This is a genomic window from Sphingopyxis sp. H053 (genome assembly GCF_001468225.1).
Lineage (GTDB): Bacteria > Pseudomonadota > Alphaproteobacteria > Sphingomonadales > Sphingomonadaceae > Sphingopyxis.
Window position 1 is genome coordinate 309,592 of the sequence record NZ_LNRU01000003.1, and the last position, 23,973, is coordinate 333,564.

Here is a 23,973-nt window from a genome sequence, read left to right on the forward strand (position 1 = left end):
CGCCGCGCCCGCTCCCCTGCACTAGAGAGAGGATGACCGATGGAAGAACCCCGTTTCCGCTATCTCTGCTCCTACAAGGCCAGCTTCACCGAGCCGCAGCAGATGATCGGCAAGGCGCATTTCGGGCGCCGGATGATCGCCGCGCTGACCGGCGGCGAAGTCGAGGGCGAGCGGCTGCACGGCCGCGTGATGCCAAGCGGCGGCGACTGGGCGACGATCGACGACAATGACACGCTACGGCTCGACGCGCGCATCACGATGGAAACGCACGATGGCGCCTTGATCTATGTCTCCTATCGCGGCGTGCTGCGCCCGCTGTCGGCCGCGCACAAACATGCGCGGAACGGCGGCCCGCGGACGCCGGAGGAAAAGGCCGAAGTCTATTTCCGCACCACCCCGATGTTCGAGACCGGGGACGAGCGCTATCTATGGCTCAACGACATCGTCGCCGTCGGACTCGGCGCCAGCATCGGCGGCGCGGTACGCTACGATGTGTTCGAGCTGCTTTAAGAGGGTCCGATCGCCGGCGAACTGGACTTCCGGGAGCGCATAGCGGACATCGGAATCGCTCGCAGGAAAACGCAGGCCGCCCCTCTCGGTGTACCCAATCGGTTGGCGACCATGGCTCGCCTTCCTCTGGAATCAGGCTTCTATGACCTGGATCCTGCGGCGGAGCAAAAAGAGCCCGCCAGCAAGCATCGCCGTCGGGACAAGCATCAGCGTGAACGCGGTGCGCCCGTCGAGATGCGCGAAGATGGCGCCGGTAATGACCGATCCGGTCGTCCCGCCGAGCGCCGAGAAGACGACGACGAGCCCCATCAGCGACGGGTGCTGGCGATTGGGCATGGCGCTCAGCATCACCGAGATGATCGTTGGATAGACCGGCGCCAGCGCGATGCCGATCAGCGGAAAGAGGAAGGCCGCGATCGGCGCGTCGCCCCACCTATGGATCGCCCCGGGGGCGAGGCCGTCGGCAAGCGGCAGCACGAGGATGATCAGCGCCGCAAGCGATGCGAGGCAGACATTCAGTACCGGATACCAGTCGAAGCGCGCCATGACCGCGCCCGCGCCGAAGCGCCCGATCGCAAGGCACGCAGCGAACAGGCTGGCCGCCTGCACGCTCATCTGCGCAGGCAAGTGCAGCACCTCGTTGTTGAAGGTCGGCAGCCAGCTCTGGATTCCCTGTTCGATCAGCACGAACAGAAAGGCGCAGGCGACGAAGACCAGCACCAGCGGCAGCGCCGCGAGCTTGAGCATCGCGACGAACGGTGGCCCCTCGCTTGCGGCCGCTTCTTCGCCCTCATGCGTGCGATGTTCGTCGACCCGCGCTGTGAGTAACAGCGCGAGCGCCAGTGCCGTAATCGCGCCAAGCACCCAATAGGCGTTCAGCCAGCGGAGGCCGGTCGGGTCGATGAAGGCGCTGAACACCCAATAGGAGGAGAGAACGCCGACCATGAACATGCCTTCGATCAGGCTGGTCAGGCTGGCGTGCTTTCGCGGGCTGTCGGTGACGAGGCCGATCATCGAGTAGACGACGACCTTGGCAACCGCAAAGGCCGCGCCGACCATCGCGAAGTGGAGCTGCGCGGCGCCGAAGCTGCCGACCAGCGGCATGACGATACAGCCGGCGATCGCGAGGATGAGCGCGCCGATCAGCGCGTTGCGAAGGCCAAGACGCGGCAGATAGCTCGCGGTCACGAACGACACGACCGCGATCGTGATGTCCTTGAACCCCTCTAGCGTGCTCGCCTGCGGCTTGGTGACATCGAAACTGGAAATCGACTGAAGGATCACGGTCCCGACGCTGTTGAGCAGCATCGCAAAGGCGACGTAAGTCAGGATCAGTGCTGCGATCAGTCGAGTGCGCGCCATCAGCCGTCCTTAGCAGAAAAAAGGGGGGTGGCCGCGAAGAGGCCGCGGCCACCCAGGGAGGGATGATCCTTTTAGAATTTATACGCGGCGCTGAAGCGGAACGACCGGCCGAGGATCGGGCGCGCGTTGACGACTTCGCCCCCCGCCTGCCCCAGGGTGCGCGGATCGCCTTCGGTCAGCCCGACCTTGTCGGTCAGATTGTCGGCGGTCACGGCGAACTGCAACGCGTCGTTGACGTCGACCGTCACCCCCGCATCGATCTTGAAATAATGCGGCAGCGACTGGGTGTTCGCGGTGTCGGAGAAGCGGTCGCCGACATAGCTGAAGGTCGAATAGAGCGAGACCTTGCTATTATCGCCGAACTCGATGTCGTACGACGGCGTCACGCGCCATTGCCACTTCGGCTGGCGTTGCACGCGATTGCCGCTGAGGTCGATCGTCCCGCCGCCCGCGAAGAAATCGCGGTATTTCGCATCGAGCCAGGTGCCCGAGAAGGCGATGGCGAAATTGTCGATCGGACGGATCTGCCCTTCGAGTTCGACCCCGGTGCTGCGCGCGCCGCCGATGTCGGCAACCGGCGCGCCATTCTGGATCACCGTCGTCACCAGCCCCTTGAACTTGGTATGGAACAGCGTGGCATAGAGCGACACGAGATCGGTGCGGACCTTAACCCCGCCCTCGAAATTATCGACGCGCGGCGACACGAAAATCCCGTCGCGCAGATTGTCGAAGAAGGGGTTCGTGTTGCCGCGGTTGTAGCGGGCATAGACGCCGACCGACGACGAGACGTCATAGTTGAGTCCCGCGGTCCACGACCAGGCGCCCTTCTTGTACGCGATGTTGCGGAAGGTGCCGTTGAGCACCGCCGTGCCGTTGTTATACAGCGTATTGGGGTTGTTATCGGTGTCGACCGAGCTGTTGTTCTCGATCGTGCCCGTCGCCTTGTAATTCTGGTAGCGCAGCCCGGCGTCGAAGCGCAGTTCGGGCGTGATCTGGAATTCGTCGACCGCATAAAAGGCATATTCGCGGCCGTCATAGGCGGCGTTGACGTTGAAGAACGACCCTTGGGTAAAGCCGTTGCTCGACGCGACCTGGCCGTTGGCGAGCGTCAGGTTGAGCAGACGGCCGTGATTTTCGGCGGTCAGCAGGTGGACGTTGCCGAGGTTCCACTGATCGTCCGACGAGAAGTCCGAATAATAGGCGCCAACGGTGAACTTGTTGTTGCCGCTTTCCCATTCGACCGCGAGGTCGTTGGTGAAATCCTCGATCTGCTTGCGCACGATCCACGTGCCTGCGCGGATCACCTGCTGCGTGCCGGCGACCGCCTGCCCGCCGTTGACATAGGTCAGGCTGCCCACCGTGCTGCCGAGCGAGGCGGCATAGGCGTTCGCCGTCGTCGCGGTGCTGGCGGGGACGAGGCCGGTCGTGTCGGCATCGCCCTTCAGATAGCTCGCGCGGTAGCGCAGCTGGAAACCCTCACCGATCTCGTAATCGAAATTGGTGCCGAGGTTGATCAGCTTTGCGCCGCGGCCGTCGGCAAGGTCTGCGCGCGTCCCGTCGGGAAGCGTGCTGAGCCGCGTTTCGGGACCCGCGAGCACGCCGGTGCCGGGATCGATATTGCCGAACTGGCGCACCTTGTTGCCGTCGCGGATCACCGGGATCGGCAGCAGCCATTGGCCGCGATCATTGAGGTAGCGCGCGAAGACGAGGATCGAACCCTTGTCGAGATCGTGGCGGATATTGCCGGTGATCTGGCCGCCCTTTTCGGCGGTGAAGCCCGGGCTGCGAATACCCTCGCCACTCGAATAATAGCCGCCGACCATGAAGCTGGTATTTTCGCCGAGCGGCCCCGACAGCAGCATGTCGCCGCGCAGGTCGCCATAGTCGGTGATGCTCGCCTTCACGAGCCCCTCGAAATCGCGCCCGCCTTCCTTCTGGACGAAGTTGACGGTGAGGCCGGGCTGGCCGCTGCCGAACAGCGCGCCGGTGCCGCCGCGAACCGCCTCGACGCGCTCGATCGTCTCGTCGATGCGGATCAGCTGGGTGTTTTCGAGGAACGACAAGGTCGGGGGCGAGAAGAAGGGAACGCCCTGCACCATCAGCGTGACAAATTCGGCGTCGCCACCCGACGGATAGCCGCGCACGAAGATGTTGGCGCCATTCTGGCCGCCCGAGCTTTCGGCCGACACGCCGGGGATGACCTTGAACAGGTCGGCGGTGCTGTTCGGCGCGGCGCGATCGATCGCGTCCGAATTGATGCTGGTGATCGCGAACGCCGCATCCTGGCGGTTGACCCCGCCGCCGGCGGTGCCGGTGACGATGATCTCTTCATTGGCCGCAGCCGCGTCGTCGGGTTGAGGCGCTTCCTGGGCGAAAGCCGTGGCCGGCAGCGCGATCAGCGCAATCGACGATAGCAAATAGGTTCGTTTCAACATGGCATATCCTCCACTTTACCTGTTCTGATTGAAAGGCGTCCGCGCGCCGTCGCTTCCTGTTCTGCTGACAGGATCCGGCCGGGCGTCAGATCGCCTATGGCGGTGACGTTGATCTCGGCATCGGGCAGCGCCTCTTCCGACCCGATGCCAATGGCCACCATGCCCGCCGCATGGATGGCCGAAATTCCCGCTTGGGCGTCTTCGATCCCGACGCATTGGTTCGCGGCGAGGCCCATGCCGTCGGCACAGGCCAGAAAGATGTCGGGCGCCGGCTTGCCGTGCGCGACCGCGCCCGCGTCGGCGATAAAATCGAACTGGTCGGCAATACCAAGCAGTCGCACGACGTCACCGGCGTTGCGGCTCGCCGACGCAAGGCCGATTTTCAGCCCGGCGGCGCGCAGCTCGGCGAACAGGCCGGTGACGCCCGCGAAAAGATTCGCGGGAGAATAATCGGCCAGCCGCGCACGATAGAGCGCATTCTTTTCCGCCAGCATCGCGTCGAACGCCCCGGCGTCGACCGCGGCGCCGGCTTGATCAAGGATCAGCCGCAGCGACCCCGCGCGGTCGACCCCTTTCAATCGCTCGTTCACCGCGCGGTCGAAAGCAAAGCCATATGTGTCGGCGAGCGCTTGCCACGCCTGATAATGATCCTCGGCGGTGTCGGTCAGCACGCCATCGAGGTCGAAGATCGCACCCTTCACCGTCGGCCGCGCCAGCGTCGAGGGGGCCGCGCCGACGCGCAGCGGGCGCCCATGATCGAGAATGTCGAGCGGCGCCCCCGACAACAGACGATAGGTGCAGCCCGCAGCGTCCACCGCGAGCTCGATCACGCTGCCGCGCCATTGCAGGCGGAAGCGGTATCCTTTCCAGGCCGACGGAAGCGTTGGAGCGAAGGCCGGCACCGGTCCGTCGAGCCGCAATCCGCCCCATCCCTGCGCCAAGACCAGCCAACTTCCCGCCAGCGCGGCCATATGGAGGCCGTGCGAGGTGTTGCCGTGGCGATCCTCGAGATCGACGAACGCGCATTCGCGCATGAAATCGAGCGCCGCCGCCTCTTCGCCGAGCCGTGCCGCGCTGATCGCGAAAGACACCGACGAGAGCGTCGAATCATGCGTCGTGACGCGGCCATAATAGTCGAGGTTGCGCCGCTGCCGCGACACCGGCATCGACACGAGGTCCATCGCCATCGCCTGGACGACATTGCCCTGCTTCGCCACCTGATGCCGGAACAGGATCATCGGATGATATCGCATCAGCAGCGGTCCGTCGTGACCGCGCGTTTTCAGCCCGGGCAATTCGGGGCGTCCCAGAAAGGCGTCGTCCTGCGGATTGATCCCGAGCATCGCGTCGACCGGCAGCCACATCGCGTCCGCCGCCTTGCGCCACGTCGCGATCTCGTCGTCGTCGAGACCGATCGCGCCTGCCAGCGCCGCGAGATCGCCCCGCGCACGCAGCCAGTCCGCCGTTTCGGCGGCATAGCCGAGGTGCCGGCGCGCGATCGCGTTGGTGTAGAAATCATTGTCGACGAGCGCCGAATATTCGTCGGGCCCGGTCACGCCATGGATGCCGAAGGCGCCGCCGCGCCGCGCATCGAACGCGCCGATCTCGATCCACATGCGCGCGGTTTCGAACAGCATTTCGGCCGCGCGCGCGCGAAATTCCTCATCGCCGGTCGCCGCGACATAGAGCGCGAGCGCATAGGCGATGTCGCCATTGATATGATATTGCGCCGATCCCGTCGGATAGTGCGACGAACATTCGTCACCCGCAATCGTCCGCCACGGATAGAGCGCGCCGCGCGCATGGCCGAGCGCCTTTGCATGCGCCCGCGCGCGGTCGAGCTTGCCGATGCGATAGGCAAGCAAGGTCCGCGCCTTGCCCGGCGCCTGCAGCGCGAGCACCGGCAGCATGAAGGTTTCGGCGTCCCAAAAATAATGGCCCTCATAGCCCTCGCCGGTCAGCCCCTTGGCGCCGATGCTATGGCCCGGATCGCGGCTCGCCGACTGATGGAGCTGGAACAGGTCGAACCGCAGCGCCGCGGTCATCGCCTCGTCGCCGTCGATCGCCAACGCAGCGCCGTCCCACAGCACGCGAACAGCATCGCGCTGCGCTTTGGCGATCGTGTCGAAATCGGCCTCCGTGCTGTCCAACGCGGCCAGCTCGACCGAGCGGCCGCGCGCCGAAGCGAGCGCAACCACCCGGTCGATGGTGAGGGTGCCGCCGGCGACCAGCGCGCCGCGCACTTCATGCCCCATATCGACCGCCGCAACGTCGGCGGCGGGACAGGCGACATGCTGGCGATAGGCGAGCTCGACGGCATCCTGCGCGAACCGCGTGACCGAGGGCGGGTCGCCCGGCAGCGAAGGCATAGCGCGCCAAGCCGGCCGCAGCCGCGCCGAAATGCGCGGGTCATCGGCTTCGGCGCCGCCCGTTCCCGCGCTTTCGATACCGTAGGTCAGCGACAGTTCGAACGCGCCGCCGAAATCGAGCGGCCGGATGCGGATGCGCGAGGCGACGGCGGCGGCGCCGGCGAGCGGGACGATGCGATCGGCCGCGATTTCGAGGGTTCGGCCATTTTCAAGGCGCCAGCGCGACGCGCGACGCAGCTGGCCCGAAGCGAAATCAAGCGCGCTTTCGGTGTCGACGAGTTCGGCCGTACCGAAATCGACCGGCGCGCCATCGATATGGAGGCGCAGCAGCACCGGGCTGGGGCATGCGATCCGCGTATCGGTCGCGGTCGCGTAACCGGGAAAGCTTTCATGATAGGCGATCGGCCGGCGGACATAGGCGCCCGGAAGATAGGCGCAGGGCATCGCCGCGCATTCGTCGATCACCCCTTCGACGCCGACCAGCCCGTTGGCGAGCGCGAAGAGCGCATGCGCCTGCGCACCGGTCGCCGACGCACCGCGCCGGACGAGCCGCATCGCTTCGGGGGAATGTTCGATAGTCGCCACGCCGTCCTCACCCATGGCGAAGACTCCTCGGCCCTCGCTCTCGATCGTCGGTTTCCCTCAAAATGGTATCGATGTCAAGATATCGATACCATTTTGAGGGAAACCGACGGCGTATCGCAATGGAAGCGCGGTTATCCTAGCTTTCGCGGATGATCAGCGCGACGGGCATCGCGCGCGACGCAACGGCCTTCCCGGCCACTTTGTCGAGAACCTTTTGCGCCAGCAATTCGCCCCCGACGCCCCAGTCCTGTCGGATGCTCGTGAGGCGCGGCGAAAAAAGAGCCGCCCCCGGCGAATCGTCGAATCCGACGACCGACACATCGCCGGGAACCGCATGGCCCCGCGCCTGCAACGCCTCGATCGCGCCCATCGCAATCGCGTCGCTGCTCGCAAAGATGCCGTCGAAATCGAGGCTTTGCCCGTCCAGCAGCGGCGCCACCGCCTCGCGGCCGGCCGTGAGCGTGAAGGCGCAGGGAATATTGCCGGCGATGATCGCGTCCGAACTCGCGAGCCCCGCTTCGAACCCTCTCAGCCGATCCTCGGCCTCGCCATGTTCGGCATCGCCGAGGAACAGAAGGCGGCGGCATCCGCGGCCCAGCAGATATTCGGCCGCAAGGCGCCCGCCCTCGCGATTGTCGCTGCCGACGACGATCCGTTCGGGCGGCCCATGTTCAGCGCCCCACACGACATAGGGCAGCCCGGTCGCCTCGATCACGGCCGCGGCATCGTCATGCACCCCCTGCCCCAGCAGGATCACGCCGTCGGCCGAGGGCGGCGCCTGGGAAAAGAGGTCGATGGTGGTGAGCACCATATTCTGCCCGGCCGCGGTCAGTTCCTGGAGGATGCCGCCAAGCAGCAGCAACGGATAGGGCTCGCTCATCAGACGCTCGTGCGAGGGCGTCATTTCGATCACGACCGCGATCGTCCGCGTGCGCTGTTGCCGCAGGTTGCGCGCCGACACATTGAGCCGGTAACCCATGCGCTCGGCGGTCTCGCGGATCAGCGTGCGCGTACTGTCCTTCACCGTCGAATGGTCCGACAGCGCACGCGAAACGGTGATTTTCGCGACGCCCAGCTCGCGAGCCACATCCGCCATCGTCGGCCGCGCGCCGTCGTTGGGCTTTCCTTTACTCACCCGCAGCATCGCATGGTGACGGATGGCGAGAATCGATGCGCTGAGCCATAGCGCACCCCTAACGCCCGACGGCCGGCTTTCACAAGCCGCTTCGCAGTCGGGGGCATCTGTGTCGGGTCGCCATCCCGGCTGTGCATCCATGACGGTTGACGCTCCCCGCAGCTGGCGCCAAGCCTCCGCAAGTGACGATCACCTTCTCTCTCAAGGAAGCGCGCCGGATCGCGCTCGCCGCGCAGGGTTTCGGCGTCGGTCGCCCCGAACAGCCGACGGCCCTCCATTTGCGCAAATCGCTGGGCCGCCTGGGGCTCTTCCAGATCGATAGCGTCAACGTTCTGGCGCGCGCGCACTATCTTCCCGCCTTCTCGCGGCTCGGCGGCTATGATCGGACTTTGCTCGAGCGCGATGCCTGGGGCCCCACCCGCCAGCGGCGCCTGTTCGAATATTGGGCGCATGAGGCCTCGCTGCTTCCGCTCGACCTTCATCCGCTGCTGCGTTGGCGGATGGCGCGCGCCGAGCGGGGCGAGATCGGCTATCAGGCCTTGAAGCGTTTTGCGACCGAGCACCGCCCCGAAGCACAGGCCGTGCTCGACCGGATCACCGCCGAAGGGCCGCTGACGGCCGCCGATTTCGAGAATGGGTCGAGCAAAAGTGGCTGGTGGGAATGGAGCCACACCAAGCACGCCCTCGAATTTCTGTTCTGGTCGGGCAGCATCACCACCGCGACGCGCCGCGGCAGCTTTGCGCGGGTCTATGACCTGCCCGAGCGCGTGTTGCCCAATGCGGTTCTCGACCTGCCCACCCCCGATGCCGCAAGCGCGCAGCGCGCATTGATCGAACGGAGCGCCCGCGCGCTCGGCGTAGCGACCGCTTCGGATTTGCGCGACTATTATCGCCTGAAGCCCGACGAAGCCGATCATGCGATCGCTGCCGAGGCTGAGGCGGGCGTCCTTATCCCCGCGCGGATCGAAGGCTGGAGCCAGAAGGTCTGGATGCACCGCGACGCCCGCGTGCCCCGCCGCATCAACGGTGCGGCGCTGCTCGCTCCGTTCGACCCCCTGATCTGGGAGCGCAGCCGCACCGAACGTCTGTTCGGGTTCCGCTACCGCATCGAAATCTATGTCCCGCAGGACAAGCGCACCCATGGCTATTACGTCCTGCCCTTCCTGATGGACGACGCGCTGGTGGCCCGCGTCGATCTCAAGGCCGACCGTCAGGCCGGCGTCCTGCTCGCGCACCGGATCACCCTCGAACCGGGCGCTCCCGCCGAAACCCTCGAGCGTCTCGGGCTCGAACTCGACCGGATGGCGGCATGGCTGGGCCTCGAAGGCGTCCGGATAGGCATCACGGTCGCATCATCCTGAGCGGGAGGGCGGCCGCACCCGCGGGTTCACTTCCGCATCATTAGCGATTAGGCCGATAATCCGTCACACGCCGATTTCGCAGAGGAGGACGTCTTGCGGCAGCTCGCCAGATTCGATCTCAACCTGCTGCGGATATTCGACGCGATCTTCGTCAAGGGCGGCGTGTCGGCGGCGGCGCGCCACTTGAACCTGTCGCAGCCGGCGATCAGCCATGCCCTGACGCGTTTGCGAGCGCAGTTCGACGATCCGCTCTTCGTGCGGCAGGGCAACGGGCTGGTGCCAACCCCGGCGGCGCGTGCGATCGCGGGACCGGTGCGCGAGGCATTGCGCGGGCTCGACGCGGCGCTCGACGCCGCCGCGTCGTTCGACCCCGCCGAGGCGACGCGCGAGTTCCGCATCGGCGTGCGCCTGTCGGGTGAGATGCCGCGCTTCTCCTCGCTCGTCGCGCGCGTGCGGCGCGAAGCCCCGCATGTCGCACTCGCGAGCGTGACCTTCCGCCGCCGCGACCTCGTGATGATGCTCGCGAGCGGCGATCTCGACCTCGCGCTCGACGTCGCGCTACCCGCCGACGACCGGCTCCAGCGCCATTATCTCGGGACCGAGCCCATCGTTGTCGTCGCGCGCAAGGGGCATCCGCGCGTCGACGGCGCGATCGATCTCGATACCTATCTTTCGCTCGAGCATATCATCGCGACGTCGCGGCCTTATGGTCCCGGGATCGAGGACATCGCTCTCGGCCGCATGGGCCTCGCCCGGCGCGTCGCGGTCCGCTGCCAGCATGCGATCACCGCGTGGCAGATCGTCGCATCGTCCGACATGCTGTTTTCGCTACCGCGGTCGCATGCCGAAGTGCTGGGCGCGATGTGGCCGATGCAGCTCGTCGACCTGCCGCTGCCGGTCGAACAGGGCGGGAGCTATCTTTACTGGCATCAGGCCGCGCAGGTCGATCCGGGTCTCGGCTGGCTGCGCTCGATCATCACCGACGAGCTGGCGCAGTCCGCATAGTCATTCGCTTCGCGAATATCCTATATTCGTTCCTATCATTTTCCTTGATGACATGGCGCGGCTAAGCTGTGGGAGAAACCCAGCGGAGAATTGCCATGACCGAGATCGAACTCGAAGCCGAACTCAACGACCTCAGGATGTCGAAGGAAGCGCAGCCGCTGTTCGACGCGGTCAAGCGCCACATCGCCGAGAATGTCGATCCGATCACCGAGGAATTTTTCCGCCTCGGCGAAGGCCGCGCCGACCGCTGGAGCTGGGCGCCGGGCCAGCTCGAACTGCTCGAAGGTGCGAAGGACAAGGCGAAGGCCGCGGGCCTGTGGAATTTCTTCCTCCCGCACGGCGACACGGGGACCCCGCTCAGCAATCTCGACTATGCCTATATTGCCGCAGAGCTCGGCAAGTCGCCGCTCGCATCGGAATCATTGAACTGCTCGGCGCCCGACACGGGCAATATGGAAGTGCTCGAAATGGTCGGCACGCCCGAACAGAAGGAAATGTGGCTCAAACCGCTGCTCAACGGCGAAATCCGTTCGGCCTATGTGATGACCGAACCCGGTGTCGCCTCGTCGGATGCCAGCAACCTCGAAACGCGCGCGCGCCTCGAAGGTGATGAGTGGGTGATCAACGGCGAGAAATATTTCATCAGCGGTGCCGGCGATCCGCGCTGCAAGATATTGATCTGCATGGTGAACACGAATCCCGAAGCGGCGCGGAAGGCGCAGCATTCGCAGATCCTCGTGCCGATGGACACGCCCGGCGTACAGGTCCTCGGCCCGATGCACGTCTTCGGTGCCGACCATGCGCCGCAGGGGCATATGCACATGCGCTTCGACAATGTCCGCGTGCCCAAGGACAATATCCTGCTCGGCGAGGGCCGCGGGTTCGAGATCTCGCAGATGCGCCTCGGGCCGGGTCGTATCCATCACTGCATGCGCACGATCGGGAAGGCCGAACGCGCGCTCGACCTGATGGTCAAGCGCGGCAATTCACGCACCGCCTTTGGCCGCCAGATCTCCCAGCTCGGCAAGAATCTGGAAGTGATCGCGCGCGCGCGGATCGAGATCGAGGCGATGCGCCTGATCGTGCTCAAGGCGGCGAAGGCGATGGACCTGCTTGGCAACCGCGAAGCGCGCGTCTGGGTGAGCATGGCGAAGGCGATGGTGCCCGAACGGACGTGCCAGATCATCGATCAGGCGATCCAGATCCACGGCGCGACGGGCATCTCGCAATGGACCCCGCTCGCCGATCTTTACGCCGATGTGCGCCACCTGCGCTTCGCCGACGGTCCTGACGAGGTTCATTATATGGTGGTCGGCCGCGAGGAACTGGGGCGGCACTGACGAACGGACATTCGCCGGACGCCTGCCGATGTCATGCATCGGCAGGCGTTTCCATGCTCATGTCAATCGCGTGAGATGCTCGACGAGCAAGGGCTGGAGCCGGCGAATCTCTTCGCGGTGCACCGCGGACAGCTCGGACAATATTCCGGTTGCGTGCGCCGTGAGCCTGAGCAGCGCGCGCCGCCGATCCGACGGCGCTGCCTCGCGCCGAACCAGCCCGAGCGTTTCGAGCCGATCGATCAGTCCCGACGCCGTATGCGGCTTCACGATCAGGCGCTGCGCTACATATCCCACCGTCGCATCATCGGGATCGGCCGCGCGGATCGCCAGCAACGCCTGATGCTGTTGCGGCGTCAGCCCCGCGTCCGCTGCTTTCGCTTCGCTGAAAACCTGGAAGCGTCGTAGCGCAAACCGGAATTCGGCGAGCGCCGCATAGTCGGTGTCGGTCAAGTCGGACGTCATGAAATCCTCGAGTTGAATTATATCGCGCTACGATATAATTGGCCATCCCCAATCGAATGAGGCATTGCGTGAACCTTCACCCTGCACGAGCGATCGCCGGCCATCAACTGGCCGACCACAGCGTCGATCGCCGAATGATCCTTCTATCCTGCATGGCGCCAGTCGTCGGGACGGGCGGCGCGTTCGGCGCCTGGCTTTTGCTGAAGTCGATTGCGATCGCCACAAACGCCTTCTGGTTCGGCCGCCTTTCGGCACAGGAAACCGAAATATCGGATTCGACGGTCGGCTTGGCGATCGTGATGATACCCGTGATCGGCAGCCTGATCATCGGCGTGATGGCACGCTTCGGCTCCGAAAAGATCAGGGGACACGGCATTCCCGAAGCGATCGAGACGATCTTGTTCGGCGACAGCCGGCTGTCGCCGAAGGTCGCGGTCCTCAAACCGGTATCGGCGGCGATCTCGATCGGAAGCGGCGGGCCGTTCGGGGCCGAGGGACCGATCATCATGACGGGCGGCGCCATCGGATCGCTGTTTGCGCAATGCTTCCGGCTGAGCGCGGCGGAACGCAAGACGCTGCTGGTGGCCGGGGCCGCCGCCGGGATGACCGCCATATTCGGCACGCCGATGGCGGCGATCCTGCTGGCGGTCGAGATTCTCCTGTTTGAATGGAAGCCAAGAAGCTTTGTCCCGGTCGTCGTCAGCGTGCTGGTCGCCGCGGCATGGAGACCCGAGCTGATCGGCGACGGCCCGATGTTTCCGGCCACCTGGCCGCTGCCCGGGTCCGGGTGGACTGTCGCTGCCGCCGCCGGAATCGGCGTGGTCGTGGGATTGCAGGCGGCGCTCCTGTCGAGCCTCCTCTACCGGATCGAGGACCTGTTTCATCGCCTTCCCGTCCACTGGATGTGGTGGCCGGCGATCGGCGCGGTCGTCGTCGGCGTCGGCGGACTGATCGATTCGCGGGTTCTGGGCGCAGGCTATTCCAACATCCAGTCGCTCGTCGATGGCACGATGGTCGTGCGGGCCGCGATCATATTGCTGGTCGTCAAGGCGGCCGTCTGGCTCGTCGCCCTGGGCTCCGGAACATCGGGCGGGGTTCTTGCCCCGCTTCTCATCCTCGGCGGCGCCACGGGCTATATCGCGGGCTTCTGGCTGCCGGGCCCGGCCGGATTCTGGGCGATGATCGGCATGGCGGGGATCATGAGCGGCGCGATGCGCGCACCGATTACCGGCGCATTTTTCGCGGCCGAACTGACCGGACGGTTCGACGCGCTTCCCGCCGTGATCGCGGCATCGGGATTGGCCTATGCGGTCAGCGTCCTCTGCATGCGGCGTTCGATCCTCACCGAGAAGATCGCCCGCCGCGGCCGGCATATATTGCAGGAATATACGGTCGATCCGCTCGATTCGCAGCAGGCGCGCGAACTCATGACGCCCGAACCGGCAACCTTGCCCGCGGATATGACGGTCGAGGCGGCCTTGCGCTTTTTCACCGAAAAGGCGGTCCACCGCAGTTACCCGGTCGTTGACGCCGATGGGCGGCTGGTCGGGCTGGCATCGCGATCGGACGCGCTGCGATGGAAAATCGGCGCATTCGACGAAGAGGTCACGCTGGCCGAAACCCTTTCCGACGCGTCCCAGACCGTCGCCTACCCCGAGACGCCCTGCGGCGCGATCGCCGACCTCATCGTCGAAACGGGCGTCGCGCGCGTGCCGATCGTCGACCCCGAAACGCACAAGGTCGTCGGCATCCTCTCGCGGCAGGATCTCCTGAAAGCCCGAAGGGCACAGCGAACCTCCGAAACCCGGCGGACGCGGTTCGGCCGATAAAGGTCGCCTGACGTCTCCAACGTAGCGGAGGTGCGCTGCCTTTAGGGGCCGGCCGACAGTCGCCGCCGCGCCTCGGCGGCGCGCAGCGGCCGTGGTCGCGGCGCCGCACGGGCGGCATAGATGGTGTAGCCGCAGAGCAGCCCGTAGAGCGCCAGTCCCTCGACCTGCCAGAAGGGCATCGTCGCCATGTTGAGCAGGAAGAAGGCGAAATGCGCCGCGAGCAGCTTGAAGCGCTCGCCGTGCGCCGAAGCCGCCGCGGCGAACATCACCGTCCACAGCGCGATCATCGCGGCCACGCCGAACCAGCCGAGTTCGTAGAGCGTCGCGATCAGCGTGTTGTGCGGATAGACTTTGAACACGCCCTCCCAGCTCTCCGGCCCGAGGCCGAACAGATGCTGGAGCGGCGTGCCCGCGGCCCAGGCATAGATATAGCTGCTCCAGATCAGCGGCCGGCCGGACATCACCTGCCGTTCGAGCAGGTCGAAATCGCGCGGTGGTTTGATCAGCCCAGCAGGGTCCGCGAGGAAGGCGGCGAGGTCCGCGAAACTCGCGCTGTACGACAAGGCCGCGACCGAGACGAGCAGCACGCCCGCAACCATCGCGGTCACCGCCATCGATGCGCGCTGGTCGCGCCGCACGCTCAGCGTCAGCCCGCTCAGGAAGGCGGCCAGCGCAAGCGGTGCGAACGCGAGGATCGTCGTGCGATAACCCGCGAGCAGGATGCCGATCAATGTCGCGAGCAGGAAGGCCACGCGCACCGCACGCGGCGCCGATTTGGCGAAGCAACCGACCAGGAACCCCGTCATCATCGCGACCGAGAAGGCCGCTTCGTGATTATAGCCGCCGATCCACACCAGCCCGTCGCCATCCTCCGACCCTTTGGGCAGATTGAGCGCGAGCGACAGCGCCTGAAACACGAGCAGCGGCAGGAACGAAACCATCGCCCAGCTCAGGAACCGCGCGTCGGGATCGCTGCGCAGCGCCTGGAACACCGCGATCATGATCACGATCATATAGGCATATTTGACCGCCACGTTGATCCCGCCGGCCGCATCGCCATTGAGCGCGGCGCTGAACAGCGCAAGCCCGACCAGCGCGTAGACGGGCAGCAGCCATTTGAGCGCCAGATTGGCGGGCCGCACCACAAAGAGCAGCCCGAACCCGGTCACCCCGATCGACAGCAGGGCATTGCCCGAAAGCCCGCCCGCGAGCGGCTGGAACATATAGAGATGATAGGCGCCCGCCGTGTAGCGCATCCACAGCGCCACCACGACGAACGCACCCGCGACGCTGCCCGCCCGCCGCGCCGCGATGACGAGCGCAACGAGCAGCACCGCCGTCACCGGCAACAGGATGCCGAGCCCGAACGCCGGGCCGTAAGGTAGCGCCTGCGCGGTCACGGCGCCGCCTGATCAATCCGCATAATAAGGACGGTACGCCTTCAGGAAGGTGCCGCCATCTTCATAGCCAGCCCGCTCCTGCTCGCCCACGTCGACCAGCGTCAGCACCGCGCCCAGCATTTCGGCATGGACGTCGTATAGCCGTCGCAGCGCGACCGACGCCGCCTTGGTCGGCGTCTTGCGCCAGCGCACGAGGAACACCACACCGTCGGCCATGCTCGCGATCACGCGCGCCTCGTCGACCGGCAGCACCGGCGGCGTGTCGAGGATCACGAGGTCGTAACGCCCGCGCACTTCCTCGATCAGCTCGGCGAGCCGCGGACTCTCGGTCAGCCCGACACCCTTGGAATCGAGCCGCTGCGGCAACAGGAAGGCGCCCGACATGCTGTCCTTGACGATCGCCTGCTCCAGCGTCGCCTGCCCCGCCAGCACTTCGTCGAGCCCCAGCTTTACACCGTCGGCGAACTGCCGGCTGGATGCGCGCCGCCGTGCGTCGGCGTCGATCAGCAGCACCTTGCCGCCCGCCGCCGCGACCGCACGGGCCAGCCCCATCGCGGTCGTGGTCTTGCCCTCGCCCGGCACCGCCGAGGTGATCGCGACGACGCGGATCGGGCCCGCCGCCTCGGCGAACTGGATCGACGTGCGGAGCGTGCGGAAGGCTTCGGCATAGGTCGATTGCGGCCGCTTGAGCAGGAGTTCCGCCGGCGGCGCCGGCGGGCCCAGCTTGCGATAGCCGGGCAGCGTGTTCGCGTCGGGGATCAACGCCAGCGTCGACAGCCCCAGCGACTCCTCGATCGCATCGCTCGTCTCGATGCCGCGTTCGAGCAGCTGGAGCAGGACAACGAGCAGCACGCCGATACCCAGCCCGCCGACCACGGCCATCGCCGCATAGATCAGCATGTTGGGCGAACTCGGCGCGCCGGGAACGCGCGCGCGGCTGACGATATAGGCATCGCTGCGCTCCAGCCCCGATTGCGCGACCGTCTGGCGATAGCGATCGAGGAACGCCTGATAGAGCGTCCGCGCCGATTCGGCGTTACGCTCCAGCTCGTTCAGCCGCACCGACGCCGCATTGTCGCTGGCGAGCTTGCCCTCGGACTGCGCCACCGAACCCGCGAGCGATCCCGCGCGCTGGTTGGCGATGCTCGCCTGGATCGCAACGTTGGAGACGATGCGCTGCACCTCGGCCGCGATCTGCTGATCGGCGACGCGGAGCTGGCTCTGCGCGCGGACGAGATCGGGATGCCGTGGGCCATAGCGTTTTTCGAGCGCCCCAACCTCGCGCGCCACCTCGGCGCGCTGGGCGCGCAGCTGGCTGACCACCGGTGAATCGAGCGAATCGCCAAGCTCCTCGCCGGTCCGGCCGTCGCTCAGCTGCGCGCGCGCGGCCGAAAGGCGCGCCTGCGCCGCGGCATTCTCGGCCTTGGCTTGGGCAAGCTGGGTCGACAGCCCCGACAGCTCTTGCTGCGTCACGCTGCTCGCTTCGGAGACCGCGAAAAGATTGTGCGCGGCGCGATAATCAGCGACTGCGCGCTCGGCACCGACCACCTGCGCGCGAAGATCCTGAAGCCGTTGCTCAAGAAACCCGCGCGCGCGATGCGTCGCCTCGGTCTTCGATCCGACTTGCCCCGATACATAATCGTCGACCAGCGCATTGGCGATCTGCGCCGACTGCACCGGCGTGGCGCCCTCGAACGAGACGCTGATCGCATAAGAGAGCCCGTCGCGCTTCACCGTCAGCCCGTTCAGCAGCGTACCGATCGCGCGCTGGCGCCCGATCAGGTCGGGCTGCGCCGTCGGCTGGCCCTGTCCGGCCGCCTCGTTGAACGCCGGGTCGCGTTCGAGCTTCAGCCGATCGACCACCCGCCCGATGAGTTCGGGCGAGCGCAAGACCTGCACCTCGGTATCGACCGCCGCCGAATCGGGATCGGTCGTCGGGATCACCGAATCGACCTTGATCACCTGCTCGGCCGTCCGCTCAAGCGCGACCTGCGCGGTGGCGAGGTAGCGCGGTTCGGCGGCGAGATAGGCGGCCGCGGCGATGACGATCGCCGCGGCCATCGCCGCACATAAGATCATCCATCGCCGGCGCAGCACGCCGCCGACCCGGCGCAGGTCGATCAGTGCGCCGCGATCGACCTCAGGGTCCGCTTCCCGGCCGCGCGGTATGTGCCGTGACACTGCGTCCATATTATGCGGCAGCCAGGAACGCGCGCACCGCGGGCGCGATGTCGGGACGGGCGAGCGCGAGCGCGAGCGTCGCGGTCACAAAGCCGCTCTTGTCGCCGCAATCATAGCGCTTGCCCTGAAAGGTGACGCCGTGGAACGGCTGCTGGCCGATCATCCGCGCCAGCGCATCGGTGAGCTGGATCTCGCCGCCCGCGCCTTCCTCCTGATTGCTGAGGACGTTCATCACCTCGGGCTGGAGGATGTAGCGGCCGATGACGGCAAGCCGCGACGGCGCGACGTCCGGCGCCGGCTTCTCGACCAGCCCCCGGACCTCGGTGATCGCCCCCGAGCTCGTGCCCGGCGTGACGATGCCATATTTATGCGTGTCCTCCGCCGCGACTTCCTCGGTGCAGATCAGATTGCCGCCGAGGTCGGCATAGGCCTCGACCATCTGCTTGAGGCAGCCGGGTTCGCCGACCATCAGATCGTCGGGCAGCAGCACCGCGAAGGGCTCGTCGCCGACGAGGCGGCGGGCGCACCATACGGCATGGCCCAGCCCGAGGGGCTCCTGCTGCCGCACGATGTTGATGTCGCCCGGCGGGGGGCGGGTGCCGTCCAGCGCGGCGAGCGACTTGCCGCGCCGGGCCATCGCTTCCTCAAGCTCGAAGGCATGATCGAAATGATCCTCGATCAGGCTCTTGCCGCGGCTGGTGACGAAAATGAACTGCTCGATGCCCGCCTCGCGGGCCTCATCGACCGCATATTGGATGAGCGGCCGATCGACGACCGGCAGCATTTCCTTGGGCATCGACTTGGTCGCCGGAAGGAACCGGGTTCCAAGGCCGCCGATGGGGAACACGGCCTTGCGTATTTTTCGCATCTTTTCACCCTTTTCTGGTCGCTGGGTTCCCCCCCCAATTAACCAGCATTGGATCGGCGGGCACGATCGCCGCGTGCTGCCGAGGAGCGACCTGCGCCTTTACGCTGCATTGCAGCAAGAGCCCGGCGTCGAAACGTGTCCAAAGTGCGCCAAGCCATTCAGAGCTTGGGCGGTGTCCCGGCAAAGGACACTCCGCCCGGCACCGATCCGCCGCCACGCGGGCGGACCAGCGGTGTGCCCGGCGGCACCTGGATATCGTGCGAACCGATGATGATTTTCGCCGGCCCGTGATGCACGTCGAAGATCGGCCAGCCCCGGTCGCTCTTTACCGTCAGATGCTCGATATGGATGACCACCGGCTCACTTGCGCCTTTCGCCGCCATGATCGTGAAATGGTTGGTGTCGCCGATCCCGCCGATCTTGACCGGATCGAGGCTGGTGAGCCGCGTCGCGCGGATGCTCGACCACAGCCGGAAGTTGCGCGCGTTGCGGCCGCTGACGCAATCGTCGAGCAAAGTCTCGGTCGACTTCAGGTCGAATCCGCCGTCGCTATTGTCCCACGCGGCGCATTGGCGAAACAGCATCCGCGCATTGCCCCGCTCGGTCGAAAAACCGTCGCCGTTCCAATATTGCCTGGCTTTGCGCTGCCATTGAAAGCCGCGCATCGAGCAGCGCTCGATCCGAAAGTCGTGCGCGGTGCCGTCGAAGGCGATGCCGACCGGCAGGTCGGTCGCGCCTGTGGTCAGCATGCCGCTCGCGCTGACATCCTCGATCACCCCGTCATGGCTGTCATACCGGATGCGGGCGAAGCTGCGTTCGAGATTGGTCGCGTTGGCCCCGCGCACGCGGAGCCCGACGCTGCCCGCCCCTGCCAGTTCGGGTGCCGCCTTGTTCTCGATCACCCGGTAGCCGCCCTCGACCCGGATATTGGCGATCTGCACATTGCGAACCGGCTCGCGAATCACGAACAGGCCGTTGCCGACATCGCGCGCGCGCACGCCGCGATAAACGGCGCCCGACTCCACGAAATAGACCGGCTCGCCCCCTGCATTGATCTGAACCGGCTTGGCGGCGAAGCGAGAGGATGGATCGTCCATGCGGCCGCGCTAATCGGCGCGCAGCGATCAAGGCCAGCGCGATGCGGCGCGGCGTGGCGCGTCCGGGGTCAGTGCAGCGCGGGCGCAGCTCCCCCCAAATCGTCGCCACCGTCGCGCGCGGATGCCCGCGCGAAGCCGGCCAAAGGCTGACGACAGACGTGCCTCGTCCGGCTGAACCGGCGGAAGCCGGCTTCGCCATGGTCGATGTTGAGCGTCATGCCCGCATCGGCCTTCGTCGCCGACGGAATGCGCCCGTCGATCGCAATCGCCGAAGACAGCGTGTGTTCGAGCACGTGGCGGCGCTCGGCGGCATTGCGGCCGAAATAAGTGATGGCGAGCGGCGGCGGTCGCCGGTGAATCGTGGCGATCGCATCCTCGATCCGCGCATAATTGCGCAGCGGCAGGATCGGCCCCCGAAACTCTTCCTGCATCACCAGCATGTCCTCGCTGGCGTGTCGAATGATGTGGATCGGCACTCGCGTCCCGCGCGGCTCCGCCGTTATCACCTCGCCTCCGCGCGCGCGCGCGTCATCCAATAGCCGCGTCAGCCGTTGCTGTTCGGCGTCGGGCAGCGCCGCTTCGTTCGCCCCGGGCTGCATCGCCGCGCGCCACAGCCAGGAAGCGATCGCCTCTTCCTGCTCTTCGGGCACGAGAAGATAGTCGGGCGCGAGCGGTGCGCGTCCGCCCTTGAGGCGCTTGCGTGCGATCACATTGTCGGCGGCCTTGGCAAAATCGGCCGAGCGCCCCAGGATGACCGGCGACTTGTCCGAACGCGCAAGCATCGCCGCATCGCCTTCCTGCGGTTCGCTGGTCACCAGCAGGTCGAACGCCTGCCGTGCAAAGTCACCGTCGGACGCCACCGCCAGTTCGAGCGGATCGAAAAAGTCGGGTGCGAGTTCGCCGATCAGCCGGCCCAGCTGCACCGAGGCCGCGTCGAATTTCAGCGTCACCCGGTTGCCCGCGGCAAGTGCACCCGCGAGGATGCCCGCCGTCCGGAGCAGCGGCAACGACGCCGGCGCCGCTATGCCGATCACCCCGACCGGCTGATATTCCACATAGTCGCTATCCCCGCGCAGCCGCGCGAGCAGTCCGCCCCTGCTTTCGGCGCGCATCCAGCGCCCCACCCCGCCGATCGATGCCCGCAGCGCCGCCAGCGCCGGCACCACTTCGATAAGCCTGGCGGAGTCCGAATCCTGATTCGGCTGGTCGGCGGCGAGCGCGTTGCAGAGCGCGTCGGCGTTTTTTTCGATCATCAGCACCGCGCGCCGCAGCCGGTCGCGGCGAATGGCCAACGACACCGGCAAGTCGGCGAAAAATGCCCCACGTTGCGCTTCCAGCATCTCACCCTTCCCCGCATTTTATCCTGTCCAGCTTCTACTCCGACGCCGAGCCGTGGCAAGTTCAAGTCGAAGCGTTTCGTCGCATTGCAGCCAATTCGCCCGGCCGTCGTTTAGGCAAAGCCCCGAATTATCCACTTCTAATATATCGCATTTTTTTACCCTGTCCCGTTCTGGGTCGGGATTTTGGGAACGATCATTTCGCCTTTCAATTGCCTCCGCTCAAAGCTGGCAAGTTGACCGTTAACCGTTGCGACGCGATTGTTCGCATGTGCAGCAAAAAGCCGACTTCATATAAAAAGGGAGCAACGCGTAATGCGTATCGTAATGATCGGGTCCGGCTATGTCGGTCTCGTTTCGGGCGCGTGTTTTGCCGATTTCGGCCATCATGTGACCTGCGTCGACAAGGACGCGAACAAGATCGCCCGTCTTCAGGCCGGCGGCATTCCCATCTATGAGCCCGGTCTCGACGACCTGGTCGCGCGCAACGTCGCGGCGGGCAATCTCGCCTTCACCACCGAGCTGTCCGAGGCCGTCGGCGCCGCCGATGTCGTGTTCATCGCGGTCGGCACCCCCAGCCGCCGCGGCGACGGCCATGCCGACCTGTCTTATGTCCATGACGCGGCGCGCGAGATCGCCGGAGCACTCTCCGGCTTCACCGTGATCGTCACCAAATCGACCGTGCCCGTCGGCACCGGCGACGAGGTCGAGCGCATCGTCCGCGAGTGCAACCCCGCCGCCGAATTCGCCGTCGCCTCCAACCCCGAATTCCTGCGCGAAGGCGCCGCGATTGAGGATTTCAAGCGCCCCGACCGCGTCGTGATCGGCATTGAGGACGAACGCGCGCGCGCGCCCATGAAAGAGGTTTATCGCCCGCTTTCGCTCAACAAGGCGCCGATCGTCTTCACCAGCCGTCGCACCAGCGAGCTGATCAAATATGCCGCCAACGCCTTCCTCGCGATGAAGATCACTTACATCAACGAGATGGCTGACCTGTGCGAACAGGTCGGTGCCGACGTCCAGGAGGTCGCCAGCGGCATCGGGCTCGACAACCGGATCGGGGCCAAATTCCTGAACGCCGGCCCCGGCTATGGCGGCTCCTGCTTCCCCAAGGACACGCTCGCGCTGATGAAGACGGCGCAGGATCATGACGCGCCGCTGCGGCTGATCGAGGCGACCGTCGCGGTGAACGATCAGCGCAAGCGCGCGATGGGCCGCAAGGTTATCGCCGCGATGAACGGACAGGTGCGCGGCCGTACCGTCGCGGTGCTCGGCCTGACCTTCAAACCCAACACCGACGACATGCGCGACGCGCCGTCGATCGCGATCATCCAGACGCTGCAGGATGCCGGCGCCAAGATCCGCGCCTATGATCCCGAGGGCATGGACGCGGCCAAAGCGGTGCTGAGCGACGTCGAATATGTATCGTCCGCCTATGCCGCCGCCGAAGGCGCGGCGGCGACGGTGATCGTCACCGAATGGGACGCGTTCCGCGCGCTCGACCTTAAGCGCCTCAAGGCCGCAATGGCCGACCCGGTCCTCGTGGACCTGCGCAACATCTATCCGCCCGCGCGGGCCGAGGAAGCGGGCCTGCGCTACGTCGGCATCGGTCGGCCGGGCCAGCCCGCGGACGATGCCGCAGCCGCGAACGAAAGGCACGCCGCGTGACCGACGAGAGCCCCATCCTGGTAACCGGCGCCGCGGGCTTCATCGGCCATGCGGTGTCCGAACGGCTCCTCGCGCGCGGCGAACGCGTGCTCGGGCTCGACAATTTCACCGACTATTACGACGTCGCGCTCAAGAAGGCGCGCCTCGCGCGGCTGACGGACAATTTCAACTTCCGGCTGATCGACGGCGACATCGCGAGCCCCGGGCTAATCAGCGAACTGGTAGAAGCGAACGGCATCCGCCGGATAGTCCATCTCGCCGCGCAGGCGGGGGTTCGCTACAGCCTCGAAAACCCCTTCGCTTATGAGCACAGCAACCTCAAAGGGCATCTCGCGGTGCTCGAGGCGGCGCGCCACGCGGGCAATATCGAACATCTTGTCTATGCCTCGTCGAGTTCGGTCTATGGCGACCGCCCGCTCGGCGGCACCGGCTTTCGCGAGGACGAGCCCTGCACCGCGCCGGTCTCGCTCTATGCCGCGACCAAGCGCAGCTGCGAGCTGATGAGCGAAAGCTATGCCAAACTCTATCATCTGCCGCTCAGCGGGCTGCGCTTCTTCACCGTCTATGGCCCCTGGGGCCGGCCCGATATGGCCTATTATGGTTTCGCGCAGAAGATCCTGCTCGGCCAGCCGATCGAGGTCTACGGCGAAGGCCGGATGGCGCGCGATTTCACCTATATCGACGACATCGTCGACGGCGTGGTCGGTGTGCTCGACCGGCCGCCGGCGGGCGGTGAAAACCGGCTGCTCAACATCGGCGACTGCAATCCCGTCGGGCTGATGGACATGATCGCGGTGCTCGAACGCGCGCTCGGCCGGCCAGCGATCAAGCTGATGCGGCCGATGCAGCCGGGCGACGTGACCGCGACCTACGCCGACATCTCGGCGATCAACGCGCTCACCGGATACAGCCCCAAGGTCCCGCTTGCGCGGGGGATCGAGCGGTTCGTCGACTGGTATCTGGGCGAAATAGAAAATGGTGGAAGAGGGCCGATGGCAGCGGTGGCCTGAGCCGGAAAATCCGGCCGGG

17 protein-coding genes are annotated in these 23,973 nt (G+C 66.0%); 7 read left to right on the top strand and 10 right to left on the bottom strand.

The features are described 5' to 3' along the window. Positions 1–39 precede the first annotated feature (39 nt). Entirely contained in the window at positions 40–510 is a 471-nt protein-coding gene (locus ATE70_RS07225) for a DUF3237 domain-containing protein (protein WP_058537261.1), read from the top strand. 132 nt (positions 511–642) lie between these two features. On the opposite strand, the gene ATE70_RS07230 is transcribed toward ATE70_RS07225, so the two are convergent. The 4 genes from ATE70_RS07230 to ATE70_RS07245 form a co-directional block, all read right to left on the bottom strand. Further along, positions 643–1,872, bottom strand: a complete 1,230-nt coding sequence (locus tag ATE70_RS07230; RefSeq protein ID WP_058537262.1) for an MFS transporter — start codon at positions 1,870–1,872, stop codon at positions 643–645. 71 nt (positions 1,873–1,943) lie between these two features. Beyond that, on the bottom strand, positions 1,944–4,307 hold the full coding sequence (locus ATE70_RS07235) for a TonB-dependent siderophore receptor (protein WP_058537263.1): 2,364 nt from the start codon (positions 4,305–4,307) through the stop codon (positions 1,944–1,946). Continuing rightward, positions 4,301–7,276 carry a beta-phosphoglucomutase gene (pgmB, locus tag ATE70_RS07240; protein ID WP_231732618.1) on the bottom strand — a complete coding sequence of 992 codons (2,976 nt, stop codon included), beginning with the start codon at positions 7,274–7,276 and terminating at the stop codon, positions 4,301–4,303. Before pgmB ends, ATE70_RS07235 begins: the two co-directional genes overlap by 7 nt. A gap of 121 nt (positions 7,277–7,397) precedes the next feature. Continuing rightward, positions 7,398–8,396, bottom strand: coding sequence for a substrate-binding domain-containing protein (locus ATE70_RS07245; RefSeq protein ID WP_197411412.1), 999 nt, complete (start codon positions 8,394–8,396; stop codon positions 7,398–7,400). Positions 8,397–8,578: 182 nt separating this feature from the next. Between ATE70_RS07245 and ATE70_RS07250 the strand changes: the two genes are divergently transcribed. From ATE70_RS07250 to ATE70_RS07260, 3 genes are all read left to right on the top strand, one after another. Beyond that, on the top strand, positions 8,579–9,757 hold the full coding sequence (locus ATE70_RS07250; protein WP_058537265.1) for a winged helix-turn-helix domain-containing protein: 1,179 nt from the start codon (positions 8,579–8,581) through the stop codon (positions 9,755–9,757). A gap of 93 nt (positions 9,758–9,850) precedes the next feature. Then, a complete protein-coding gene (locus ATE70_RS07255; RefSeq protein ID WP_058537266.1) occupies positions 9,851–10,762 on the top strand; it encodes a LysR family transcriptional regulator in 912 nt (303 codons plus the stop codon). A gap of 95 nt (positions 10,763–10,857) precedes the next feature. After that, positions 10,858–12,102: an acyl-CoA dehydrogenase family protein gene (locus ATE70_RS07260; protein ID WP_058537267.1), complete on the top strand. Its 1,245-nt coding sequence runs from the start codon at positions 10,858–10,860 to the stop codon at positions 12,100–12,102. Positions 12,103–12,159: 57 nt separating this feature from the next. On the opposite strand, the gene ATE70_RS07265 is transcribed toward ATE70_RS07260, so the two are convergent. Further along, positions 12,160–12,564 (bottom strand): MarR family winged helix-turn-helix transcriptional regulator, encoded by a 405-nt coding sequence (locus tag ATE70_RS07265; protein ID WP_058537268.1) that lies wholly within the window; start codon positions 12,562–12,564, stop codon positions 12,160–12,162. Between the two features lie 68 nt (positions 12,565–12,632). Between ATE70_RS07265 and ATE70_RS07270 the strand changes: the two genes are divergently transcribed. Then, entirely contained in the window at positions 12,633–14,393 is a 1,761-nt protein-coding gene (locus ATE70_RS07270; protein ID WP_058537427.1) for a chloride channel protein, read from the top strand. Between the two features lie 41 nt (positions 14,394–14,434). On the opposite strand, the gene ATE70_RS07275 is transcribed toward ATE70_RS07270, so the two are convergent. From ATE70_RS07275 to ATE70_RS07295, 5 genes are all read right to left on the bottom strand, one after another. After that, on the bottom strand, positions 14,435–15,793 hold the full coding sequence (locus ATE70_RS07275) for a hypothetical protein (protein ID WP_058537269.1): 1,359 nt from the start codon (positions 15,791–15,793) through the stop codon (positions 14,435–14,437). A 12-nt stretch (positions 15,794–15,805) separates the two neighbouring features. After that, positions 15,806–17,983: a GumC family protein gene (locus tag ATE70_RS07280; protein WP_082639662.1), complete on the bottom strand. Its 2,178-nt coding sequence runs from the start codon at positions 17,981–17,983 to the stop codon at positions 15,806–15,808. Position 17,984: 1 nt separating this feature from the next. Beyond that, on the bottom strand, positions 17,985–18,842 hold the full coding sequence (gene galU, locus ATE70_RS07285; RefSeq protein WP_058537270.1) for a UTP--glucose-1-phosphate uridylyltransferase GalU: 858 nt from the start codon (positions 18,840–18,842) through the stop codon (positions 17,985–17,987). 158 nt (positions 18,843–19,000) lie between these two features. After that, the gene (locus tag ATE70_RS07290) at positions 19,001–19,939 is read right to left on the bottom strand and encodes a hypothetical protein (protein WP_058537271.1); all 939 of its coding nucleotides are present in this window, start codon (positions 19,937–19,939) and stop codon (positions 19,001–19,003) included. Positions 19,940–20,007: 68 nt separating this feature from the next. Beyond that, entirely contained in the window at positions 20,008–21,279 is a 1,272-nt protein-coding gene (locus ATE70_RS07295; protein ID WP_058537272.1) for an aldehyde dehydrogenase family protein, read from the bottom strand. 312 nt (positions 21,280–21,591) lie between these two features. Between ATE70_RS07295 and ATE70_RS07300 the strand changes: the two genes are divergently transcribed. Continuing rightward, positions 21,592–22,944 (top strand): UDP-glucose dehydrogenase family protein, encoded by a 1,353-nt coding sequence (locus ATE70_RS07300; protein WP_058537273.1) that lies wholly within the window; start codon positions 21,592–21,594, stop codon positions 22,942–22,944. Then, positions 22,941–23,954 (top strand): NAD-dependent epimerase/dehydratase family protein, encoded by a 1,014-nt coding sequence (locus ATE70_RS07305; RefSeq protein ID WP_058537274.1) that lies wholly within the window; start codon positions 22,941–22,943, stop codon positions 23,952–23,954. Before ATE70_RS07300 ends, ATE70_RS07305 begins: the two co-directional genes overlap by 4 nt. Positions 23,955–23,973 lie beyond the last annotated feature (19 nt).

Coding starts and splice junctions, on each gene's coding strand:
- ATE70_RS07230 (WP_058537262.1), bottom strand. CDS start 1,872: ATGGCGCGCACTCGACTGATCGCAGCACTGATCCTGACTTACGTCGCC.
- ATE70_RS07225 (WP_058537261.1), top strand. CDS start 40: ATGGAAGAACCCCGTTTCCGCTATCTCTGCTCCTACAAGGCCAGCTTC.
- ATE70_RS07260 (WP_058537267.1), top strand. CDS start 10,858: ATGACCGAGATCGAACTCGAAGCCGAACTCAACGACCTCAGGATGTCG.
- ATE70_RS07235 (WP_058537263.1), bottom strand. CDS start 4,307: ATGTTGAAACGAACCTATTTGCTATCGTCGATTGCGCTGATCGCGCTG.
- ATE70_RS07300 (WP_058537273.1), top strand. CDS start 21,592: ATGCGTATCGTAATGATCGGGTCCGGCTATGTCGGTCTCGTTTCGGGC.
- galU (WP_058537270.1), bottom strand. CDS start 18,842: ATGCGAAAAATACGCAAGGCCGTGTTCCCCATCGGCGGCCTTGGAACC.
- ATE70_RS07265 (WP_058537268.1), bottom strand. CDS start 12,564: ATGACGTCCGACTTGACCGACACCGACTATGCGGCGCTCGCCGAATTC.
- ATE70_RS07290 (WP_058537271.1), bottom strand. CDS start 19,939: ATGGACGATCCATCCTCTCGCTTCGCCGCCAAGCCGGTTCAGATCAAT.
- ATE70_RS07280 (WP_082639662.1), bottom strand. CDS start 17,983: ATGGACGCAGTGTCACGGCACATACCGCGCGGCCGGGAAGCGGACCCT.
- pgmB (WP_231732618.1), bottom strand. CDS start 7,276: ATGGGTGAGGACGGCGTGGCGACTATCGAACATTCCCCCGAAGCGATG.
- ATE70_RS07295 (WP_058537272.1), bottom strand. CDS start 21,279: ATGCTGGAAGCGCAACGTGGGGCATTTTTCGCCGACTTGCCGGTGTCG.